Origin of the sequence: Gordonibacter sp. (genome assembly GCF_036667095.1) — a bacterium.
Lineage (GTDB): Bacteria > Actinomycetota > Coriobacteriia > Coriobacteriales > Eggerthellaceae > Gordonibacter.
In genome coordinates, this window is sequence record NZ_JAVWUP010000101.1 from 1 (window position 1) to 9,548 (window position 9,548).

Annotated in this window: 7 protein-coding genes and 1 other annotated feature; of the genes, 1 reads left to right on the plus strand and 6 read right to left on the minus strand. The window is 59.1% G+C overall.

What is annotated here, in order from left to right; all coding sequences use genetic code 11:
• Positions 1-111: 111 nt before the first annotated feature.
• Positions 112-1,110: a substrate-binding domain-containing protein gene (locus RR842_RS09370; RefSeq protein ID WP_332729568.1), complete on the plus strand. Its 999-nt coding sequence runs from the start codon at positions 112-114 to the stop codon at positions 1,108-1,110.
• A gap of 121 nt (positions 1,111-1,231) precedes the next feature.
• Here RR842_RS09370 and RR842_RS09375 read toward each other — a convergent pair whose 3' ends face one another.
• From RR842_RS09375 to RR842_RS09400, 6 genes are all read right to left on the minus strand, one after another.
• The gene (locus tag RR842_RS09375) at positions 1,232-2,149 is read right to left on the minus strand and encodes a DUF4013 domain-containing protein (RefSeq protein ID WP_332554223.1); all 918 of its coding nucleotides are present in this window, start codon (positions 2,147-2,149) and stop codon (positions 1,232-1,234) included.
• A 323-nt stretch (positions 2,150-2,472) separates the two neighbouring features.
• Positions 2,473-2,844 (minus strand): 50S ribosomal protein L7/L12, encoded by a 372-nt coding sequence (gene rplL / locus RR842_RS09380; RefSeq protein WP_332513893.1) that lies wholly within the window; start codon positions 2,842-2,844, stop codon positions 2,473-2,475.
• Between the two features lie 87 nt (positions 2,845-2,931).
• Entirely contained in the window at positions 2,932-3,453 is a 522-nt protein-coding gene (gene rplJ / locus RR842_RS09385; RefSeq protein ID WP_332513894.1) for a 50S ribosomal protein L10, read from the minus strand.
• Positions 3,454-3,512: 59 nt separating this feature from the next.
• Positions 3,513-3,652: a sequence feature (ribosomal protein L10 leader region), on the minus strand.
• A 61-nt stretch (positions 3,653-3,713) separates the two neighbouring features.
• Entirely contained in the window at positions 3,714-5,612 is a 1,899-nt protein-coding gene (locus RR842_RS09390) for a Tat pathway signal sequence (RefSeq protein ID WP_332729570.1), read from the minus strand.
• A 97-nt stretch (positions 5,613-5,709) separates the two neighbouring features.
• Positions 5,710-8,388 carry an aconitate hydratase AcnA gene (gene acnA / locus RR842_RS09395; protein ID WP_332729572.1) on the minus strand — a complete coding sequence of 893 codons (2,679 nt, stop codon included), beginning with the start codon at positions 8,386-8,388 and terminating at the stop codon, positions 5,710-5,712.
• Between the two features lie 196 nt (positions 8,389-8,584).
• Positions 8,585-9,193, minus strand: coding sequence for a hypothetical protein (locus RR842_RS09400; RefSeq protein ID WP_332554227.1), 609 nt, complete (start codon positions 9,191-9,193; stop codon positions 8,585-8,587).
• Between the last annotated feature and the right edge of the window lie 355 nt (positions 9,194-9,548).

The window sequence follows — 9,548 nt, forward strand, 5'->3', positions numbered from 1 at the left end:
CGCAGGGCGGCGTTATAAGCCCAGTTCTTGCGAACATCTTCATGCACTATGCGTTCGACAGATGGATGGAGAGGGAGCTCCCTTCCTGTCTGCATTGCAGCGTGTGCGACAATGCTCGCAATCGTTTGCTTTCTCAGCGCATGCAGCACCCAGGAGCAGGCCAAGAACGCTGCTCCGAAGATCGGCGTATCGTTCGGTGTCGGCGAGGCGGCCCGGTGGCAAAACGAGCTCGAATACATGGAAGAGCGAGCAGCAGAGCTAGGTGTCGGCATCGAAACACGCCTCAACAAGACCGACGAACCGAAAACCCAGACCGAAGATTGTAAGGAACTCATCGACAGCGGCATCGATGCGCTCATCGTCACGCCTCGCAACGTCGACGACATGGGCGAGGTGATCAGCTACGCCAAAGAGCACCGAGTGAAGGTAGTCAACTACGCGCGCCTCATCACCAACCAGGACTTAGATCTCTTCGTGGGCTATGACAGCGGTCGTATCGGCCAGATCCTCGGCCAATATCTCTCCGAAACCGTCTACACCGGCGACTATCTGCTGCTCCAAGGAGATCCGGGCGATTTCAACGCCGCCTTGCTCTACGAGGGCGCCATGCGCTACATCGAGCCTCTCGACGACATCAACATCATCGCCGATAAAGCCGTAACGAAGTGGTCAGCCGACGAAGCCAAGCAGATCACGCTCGATGCCGTAACAGCCAACGGCAACAAGGTCGATGCCATCCTCGCCCCCAACGACAAAATCGCCGGTGCTTGCCGTGCCGCCCTGGACGAACTGGGCCTTACGGCTCCCGTCGTCATCACCGGCATGGACGCGGAGCTCGATGCCGTACGTCGTATCGCAGCAGGCACGCAGAACGTCACCATGTACATGAACCTCAAAGAACTGGCGAACACCGCCGTGAACGAAGCGGTGAACTTAGCAAAAGACGATCCCGTCAACGTGAACACCAAGTTCGACAACGGAACCGAGGGCGGCGTAGACTCCAACCTCATCACGGGGAAACTCGTCACGAAAGAGAACATCGACACCATCCTCATCGATTCAGGCTATTACACCAAAGAACAGGTGTACGGAGAGAGCCCGGTTTCTTAGCCGAAGCCATCCCTTCGACAAAGAAGGCCCCGCAAGGGGCCCTCTTTGTCGAAGGGATGTTCATCGCCGCAGTCTGCCAGAGCAGAGCACGCCCAGTGGTCCAGTCCTCAAGACCTCGAAGCTACCGGCCCAAGGGAGGCTGCTGCCCAAAGCCAGCTGAACCGCCCGCCAGCTCGAAGGGCATCGGATCGTCCTGTCCGCGCCATGCCGGCACATCAAACTGCTTGGTCCAGTAGCCGAGGGCTCGCGCAACCATCATCATAACGAACAGCGAAACCGCCATCGAGGCAAATCCCGCCACCACGGACAGCAGCACTGCCACGCCGCCAACCGCAAAGACCATTCCCATGATCGCCGCATCAGGACGGCTCGCGTTGATGTTCATGTTGCCACCGGTCGCAAAGAACCCGATAATCAAGCACAAGAACGCTGCCAACAGCACGAGCACCGTCGTCACGACCGCTATCACCGCGAACAGCAAGAGGAACATACCCAGGATCCGCAGTATTCCGCCGAAGTCATGGCGCACCATATTCCATATCTTCCCGATTTGGAATCCTGCTGACAGGCGCCCGTAAATACTCGCGCGCATCGCGCCAACCCAGGAGAAGAACACGGCAAAAAGGCTTGCCGCAAGGGAGAGGACGAAGAACGCCAGCTCAGCTATTCCCGATGCGATGCCTAGGGGGAACGACAGGAATCCAGCATGGTAGGACCAGCCCGACCCCAGATATCCACCCGTTACCATCGACCCTACCACTTCGACTAACCAAGGGATAAGCGAGCAGACGAGCCCTATGACCACGACGAAGAATCCGCGACTGTACAGCTTGCCGTCCTCGTTTCCGAACACATGCGCAGGCAGCGGAGCATGCACGCCCCACGCGAGATCGCGCGCCCATCCATACAGATAGCCCGCCACAACGATCCATCCAAAAATAGGAATGATGCTCACCAAGGTCAGCACCAAGAGCTTCCCAAACCATCCCGGCGAATTCTTTATATCGTGCCAAGCGGCGTTGAAATATCCGGTCTGCATGAGCTTCCTTCCAACCTTGCCAAGCGTGTACGCACGCATTGCTCTCTCACTGATGATGTTCAACTATAGCGCGACCCTTGCTGCCCTTGCGATCCGTTGCCGTCCCGTCAGCATTTCGCAGGAGAAGGTTAAGACTATCCGGCACGGCTCGAACAGGGTACCTCGGCAGTAAGACAGCAAGAGGCCCCCGAACGCCCGAACTCGTTCCAACGCGCACCGTGCATGCTTTCGCATACAAGGGAATCGCAGAGGAGCGAGGTCGAGCACCTGGGGACCTCACAGCATTACACCACTCCAGTGGCCACTAGGCCAGCGAAGCCAATTTACTTAAGGGTAACGGCAGCGCCGGCTTCCTCGAGCTTGGCCTTGATCTCCTCGGCCTTCTCCTTGTTAGCGCCTTCCTGGACCGGCTTCGGAGCACCCTCGACCAGTTCCTTGGCCTCTTTCAGGCCCAGACCGGTGATCTCGCGGACAACCTTGATGACAGCGATCTTGTTGTCGCCGAAGCCCTCGAGCACAACGTCGAAGTCGGTCTTCTCCTCGGCAGCAGCCTCGGCAGCCGGGGCAGCGGCCATGGCCACCGGAGCGGCGGCGGACACGCCAAAGGTCTCCTCGATATCCTTAACCAGCTCAGAAGCCTCGAGCAGGGACATTTCCTTCAGGGCCTCGATAATCTCTTCACGAGTAACAGCCATGTTCGTTTCCTTTCAAAACGGCCGGAGATTCCGACCTCTTCTTTTTCGTAACGTCAAGCGACATACTTCATGCCGCCAACACTGCAACTATGCAGCTGCTTTCTGATCGGCCACGGCTTTCGTGACCTGGGCAAGACCGCTCGACACGCCGTTGAGAGAAACAGCGAGACCGCGCGCAACACCGGAAATAGCGCCGGCAATCTGAGCGAGGAGCTCTTCGCGGGACGGCAGGGAAGCAATAGCCTCCACCTCTGCAGCGCTAACGGCTGCACCTTCCATCAAACCGCCTTTGATCTCAAGGTTCTGGTTCGTCTTAGCAAAGGTCTTGACAGCTTTAGCAGCAGCAGCCACGTCTTCGCCAGCGAACACGAACGCGCTCGGACCTTCCAGCATGTCATCCAGCGTAGGCAGCTCGTTTTCGGCCAGGGCAATGTGCATGAGGGTATTCTTGTACACCTTCAGGCTTGCACCGGCTTCGCGGATCTGCGTGCGCAGCGCCTGGATCTCCTTCACCGTCAGGCCGCAGTAATCCACGACCCATACAGCGGAAACGCCTTCTAGGTCTTCCTTGATCTTGACCAGCGTATCTTGGTTCTTTGCGTTGGGCATGTAGTACACCTCCTTCTTCTCAAGCTCGGGTTCCGCCCCTCGCGGGTGGGATCGTTGCCTGAAAAAAGGAACGACCCCCGCCGTCACCTGACAGCGGGGGTCGTCTAAGCACGAAACTTATACAACCACCTCGGCGGGCCGCATCGCTGCGATTAAACCTTTCGGTACCTGCTGTCTTGGGCAGCGGAACATTCTTTTTGCGTACTGCTCAAGTTAAAGCAGCTTTTACATTCTAATGCCCTTGCACCCCTTGTCAACCCTTACGCAGTATTTCCTTGCGCATTACCCGTCGATTGGGCGTCTTTGGCCGTATTGGCAGCCGTGCCGTCAGCCTTGAGGATCTCCTCGACAGGGTTCGTCGGCTCGGCCTCGAGGTAGGTGAACGCAATGGGGTCGCCTTCCTTGTAGCCAACGATCTCGATCAGGCCGGGCAAGGTGAAATCGTAAATGGCGCTGCCGTCGGCAAGCTTCACGTAGAAGTGCGAGTTGCCCTCGACGACCGCCTGGGCGATATGCGCGATCACGCCCTGCTTCTCAAGCGCGCCCGTGTCCACGCCAGCATCGGCCAGCACGCCGTTGGTAGCCAAGAGCGCCTGATAGGACTTCTGGCATTCGGCCACCGTATTGCCCACCGCCACATTCTGGTAGCGCTGGATGTCCAGCATAGCGAACTGCTTCACCAGGCCGGCATCGTCTTTCAGCGCCATAAAGTACGTAGGCTGGTTCGACACGTTGATAAGCAGCGGGAACGTGGCATGGTAGCGCAGGTTCTGCACTTGACCCTCGGCCGATTGCATGGCTGATGCCTCTGTTGCACCCGGCACCGAGTAGAAATGCGACTCAGCCGTGCGCTGGTTCACCAGCACGAAGCCAACGATAGAATTGTCCGCCGTCGCCGAAGTCACGCCGGTGTACACCCATACGTCATCGTCCTTGGCGATATAGTTGTACCCCAGATTGCCGTCGGTTCCCGGCGTGGTCTGCACAACGTTCTTCTGCCCGAACACCGAGTTCAGCCAGCCGTCTTTGTACTTGCCGCTCCAGTTGTACTGCTCGATGAGCAACTCGGCCGGATACGCGCGGTCGACCCATTGCGGCACATCCCCGATCGCCAGATCCTGCGTCTCGCCCGTCGTCGCATTCACCATGACCACGCGCTCGATGGTCGTACCGCCAAACAGACCGATCGCGCGAGTCTGCACCGGGCATATCCACCACGGCTTGCCTTCTTCGTCGATTTCGAACGACTTCTCATCGAACATGTAGAACGGGTAGCTCAGCTGCACGTGACGATCGATGTTGCGTACAAGCGGCTCGGACTGCGAATAGTGGATAGGATTGTCTTCCAAGCGCACGATCTCGGCATCCTGCGTCGTCATATTCACCAGCGAGTAAGCAGGAATGCCCGCCTCGCGGTTCGTGAACCATTTGAACAGGTCGGCATAACTCAAGGGGCTTACGCGTACCGGCGCACTCTTGTAGTTGATCTGGCTGTAAAGCGGGGAAATCTCGAACTGGCTCACAAAGTCGGGGATCGAGCCCATCTCGCGGTTACCCAAGAGCACAGCCGAGTCGCGGTCGATAACCGGAATCTCCGAATAGTTCGCCTCTTTGATGTCCGCAGCAAAATCGAGCGTGTCAGTCTGCAGTACATTGGCGTATTTCTCGGCGTTGCCCGGGAAGATGGACAACGACAAAATAGCACCCACCACACCAGCCAGGGCCACGGCCACCGGCACATACGATGCCCATTTGAACGCCTTGGACTTGCCCGGATTCGGTTCAACCTTGCCCGTACCCGTTCCGTAGCTGCGCGAGCGGCTCCAGAACACCAAGAACAGCGGCAGCAGGATGAACACCCCTACGAACATCCAGGTATCCGTGCTACGAACATTGATGGGCGGATGGAACCACCAATAGGCCGCCAGCCCGAGGATCACGATGACGATGGCAGCTATGATGAGAGCCTTCTTACCCCATGACGCCATACGCTCAGCGAAGGGCAGCTCCACTTGCACATGCGGCGGACGCGAGCCTCCCCCGTTGCCGCCCGATCCCCCGGCAGGGGCTTCGGCCTCGGCATCGAAGCGGCCGTCCATGTTTACGCCTGATTGTTTGAGCGCTTCCAGCAGCGCGTCGAACCCGGATGTCTGTTTCACGGCATCCCTTCCCGTTATCCTCGATTACTTAAAGTCTCTACTATACACCAAAGCGCCCGACCGCTTATCGCAGCCGAGCGCCAGCGTTGCCCTATCTTTACAATAAGCTTCGCAGCACGTAGGGAAGAATTCCGCCGTTTTCGTAGTAACGGCCCTCCGTGGGCGTATCTACGCGCACCGTTGCCTCAAACGTTGTCGTCGTCCCGTCCGCACGCTCGGCGCGCACCTCCGCTATGCGCGGTTCCGGCAAGCCTCCGCCGAAATCAACCGGTTCAACGGTATAGGTTTCAGAACCATCCAACCCCAAGCTCGCAGCGCTCTCGCCTTCGGCAAACTGCAGCGGTAGGATACCCATGCCGATAAGGTTGGAGCGATGGATACGCTCAAAGCTCTCGGCGAACGCAGCGCGGATGCCCAGCAGCGCCGGCCCCTTAGCCGCCCAGTCGCGCGACGAACCGCTGCCGTACATCTTACCAGCCACCACGACAAGAGGTGCCCCGGCAGCCTCATAGCTCATGGCCACATCGAACAGCGGACGTATGTCCTCTGTCAGGAAGTCGTACGTCCAGCCGCCCTTCTTGCCCGCAGCCAGCAGGTTCTGCAGCTTCACATTCGCAAACGTGCCGCGCATCATCACCTCGTGGTTGCCGCGGCGCGCGCCGTACGTGTTGAAGTCAGACGGCACAACGCCCCGCTCCTCAAGGTAACGGGCTGCCGGCGAATCGGCTGCAATCGACCCAGCTGGCGAGATATGGTCGGTGGTGATGAAGTCGCCCAGACGGGCAAGCGCCCGTGCGCCTTCCACCGGAGCCGGTGCGGACGGCTCGCGCTCCATACCGTCAAAGTAAGGCGCGCGGCGTACATACGTCGATGCCTCGTCCCAGGCAAACGTAGCGCTCTTCTCCGAACCCAGCGCCTGCCAAGCAGCATCGCCGTCGTACAGCCCGCGTGCGCCCTCCTCGTACAAATCGCAATCGACATGCGCCGTCACCAATGCGGACACCTCGTCGTCCGTAGGCCAAATATCGGCCAAGTACACTGGAGTGCCGTCATCGCGCATGCCCAGCGCGTCGTGCTCCAAGTCCACATCTATCGTGCCCGCAAGCGCATAGGCGACGACCAGAGCGGGAGCTGCTAGGTAGTTCTGCGACACATCAGGCGAGATGCGCCCTTCGAAGTTGCGATTGCCCGATAACACGCTGGCAAGCTCGATACTGTCTGCTGCCTCATGCAAAGCGTCCAGGATGGGGCCCGAATTGCCGATGCAGCTCATGCATCCGAACCCGCACGTGTAGAATCCCAAGCGGCGCAAGCCATCCATAAGTCCGGCGCGGTCCAGTAGCAGCTCGGTCGCTTTGCTACCAGGAGCCAACACGCATTTTACCCACGGACGCGGCACCAAACCTGCTGCCGCCGCCTTCTGGGCCACCAGTCCACATGCCAGCATCATGCGTGGATCGGTAGCCGTGGTGCAGCTGGTTACCGCAGCAATTGCAAGAGCGCCATGTCCAAGCTCGCGAACCTCGCCCGCGACATCCACGGAAACCGTCTTGGCTCGATCGAGTCCCCGCTCGTCACATACGCTGCAAAAGCGCTCCTGCACGTCAGACAGAGGGATGCGGTCATGCGGGCGAGACGGACCGGCAAGCGAGCACTCGACGGTGCTTAGATCCAGCTCGATCACCTCTGCATACGTACGCACCGGTGCCGCAGGGTCGTTCCAGAAACCTTGGGCTTTCGCATACGCCTCGACCAACGCCACTTGCTCGTCGCTGCGACCCGTCAGGCGCAGATAGGCAAGCGTTGCATCGTCCACCGGGAACAACGTGCAGGTGCTGCCATACTCGGGTGTCATATTGGCAATGCAGGCGCGTTGCGTGGCGTTCAAGCTGTCAAGCCCGGGGCCAAAGCACTCCACGAAGCATCCGACCACGCCCTTTTCCCGCAGCATCTGCGCGAAAGTCAGCGCTACATCCATCGCAGCTACGCCTTCGGACAGCTCTCCGGTCAACCTGACACCCACTACCTGGGGCACCAACGTCGTAATCGGCTGGCCCAGCGCTGCCGCTTCGGCCTCGATGCCGCCCACGCCCCAACCTAGCACGCCGATACCGTTCGCGGTTGGCGTATGGCTATCCGTGCCCACCAGCGTATCGAAGTAGGCGACCGGAGCCTCGTCGTCAGGCCGTCGCACGCCCGCCGCATCCGAAGTCATCACGACATGCGCGAATTGCTCGATATTCAGCTGATGGCAAATGCCCGCCCCCGGCGGCACGATACGAACGTTCCGGAACGACTCCTGGGCCCATTTTAGGAAGTCGTAGCGCTCCTTGTTACGCGAGAACTCCAAGTCCATGTTCTGTCGAAGAGCCTCCGCACATCCGGCTGCATCGGCGATGACGGAATGGTCGATCACAAGATCGCAAGGTATTTGCGGGTTGATCTTCGCCGGATCGCCCCCCAATTCCGCACAGGCCTCTCGCATGACGGCGAAATCCACGAACACCGGCACACCGGTGAAGTCCTGGAACAGCACGCGCGCCGGACTGAATTCCACTTCGCTGCCCACTTCGCCCGCATTGCCTGCAGCAACAATACGCTCCGCCAGCTTTTCGGCCGCCTGCTCGCTTTCCGCAGTGCGCAGCACGTTCTCCAAAAGCACCGTCAGCGAATAGGGTAGCGTCTCGGAACCAGGTATTGCCGAAACCGGATAGTAGGTATATGCCGCATCGCCAACCTCAAGCGACGCAGCGAAGCGATTGGACTTTTCGGTCATGAACGAACCTTCCCTCGAAACGGAACCTTATCGAACGCGCATCCCCTCAAACAAGCAGCATCGAACCTCCTGCAACAGGCGCGCTCCCTCGCACTCTCTTCGTCGAAAAGCCGTCACCGGCAAACCCTCGCGCGAAAGAGTTGAATGACGCAATAAGCGACGAGCACCAGCCCGTCGCGAAATCGGAAAGACGAAACTACTTCGCCTGGATATTCTCGACGATCTGCCGAGCCCGTCGCCTAAGCGCACCTTTACCGTTCTCGGCATCGAATTTCATGCGCGATTCCAGCTCCTCTTTCACCAGAGGAGTCAATTTTCCTGTCGAGAAATCAGCCACCGCTATAAGCATATCCTGAAATTCGAGATCTCCGTGCCAGCATTGAATTGCTTCGTCGATCAGCGGCCACACCTTCTCAGACCGATTCTCAGTCGTCGCTCCCAATCTGCAAAGGAAACGCATGGCAGCAAGGCGAACCAAGCCACTCTCTTCGTCGAAAAGGGCTGCTTCGGCACCAGGCACTGCCCTATCGCAGGTGCGGGAGTCACGATCGACGAGCATTGTCAGAATATCGAGGCATTCCCAACGCGTCTGAGCCTCGGGGCGGTTAAGCGCATCGACAAAAGCCGACCCATGGACAACAAGCGTTTCGGGAGATTCTTTCGCCACGATAGCGAGAGCCGAAGCGGCATTCTGCCGAGCACGGCGCGATCCCCCCGAGAGCGCGTCAGTTAATTCGATAAGCCTATCTTTGTCGCGTAATGCGGATTCAGCCGCTTTCGCTGCTTCTTGCGCCTTGTCACTCACAGGGCGTTCCTCCATCCTTTCGGGGAGCATATGGATAAACTACTCCTTCTCCATTATACCTCCGGCTGCCAGCGTCCCCCTCCCGACGCGCAGAATCAACACGCTGCCCCGGTAGGCGGGCGTAGATTGCGGGCATAGATGCGTAGAGGACCCTCATTACGAAAGGACCGCGCAAGGACCGCGCACCAGCCGTGCCACCTCCACCGCCTATGCACGCGCCACCGGCGGCGCCACGAGGCACCGTGCGCAGGCCCTCTGAAACGCACACAGACCCCCGGATCCTGTGATCCGGGGGTCTGTGGCATACGAAGAGCACCCTTTGCGAGCGCGACGCCCTATCCTCCCACGGACTTAC